The 404-nt window shown below is 67.3% G+C and carries 1 protein-coding gene; it reads right to left on the reverse strand.

Annotated features, from left to right (window positions below; translation table 11 throughout):
* Positions 1-293, reverse strand: a 293-nt coding sequence (locus ACFIF2_RS35960) for a methylmalonyl-CoA mutase family protein (protein ID WP_395577499.1), incomplete at its 3' end; no start/stop codon positions are given.
* Between the last annotated feature and the right edge of the window lie 111 nt (positions 294-404).

Genomic DNA, 404 nt, shown 5'->3' on the forward strand with positions numbered 1-404 from the left:
TCCGAGTCGTGACCCATCTGGGTCGGCAGGTCGAAGGCGACCGACAACCCCATCGTCCCGTTCGCGATCAGCTGCTTGTACCGGGCGTTCGACTCCGTCGCCGTACCGAACCCCGCGTACTGACGCATCGTCCACGGCCGACCCGTGTACATCGACGGGTACACACCCCGGGTGAAGGGGTACTTCCCGGGCTCGCCCAGCTTCTCGGCCGCGTCCCACTCCGACAGGGCGTCGGGCCCGTACACCGGATCGATGGGCAGCCCGGACTCGCCTGTTCTGGTGTTGTCCTTCATCGTCTTCCGTTTCCAGAGGGCCGGCGTCAGCCGACGACGGTCCAGGTGTCGTTGCCGGCGAGGAGGGTGGCGAGGTCGCCCTTGCCGTGGTGTTCGACGGCGGTGTCGAGT

It is taken from the genome of Streptomyces sp. BK79 (genome assembly GCF_044142145.1).
Taxonomy (GTDB): domain Bacteria; phylum Actinomycetota; class Actinomycetes; order Streptomycetales; family Streptomycetaceae; genus Streptomyces.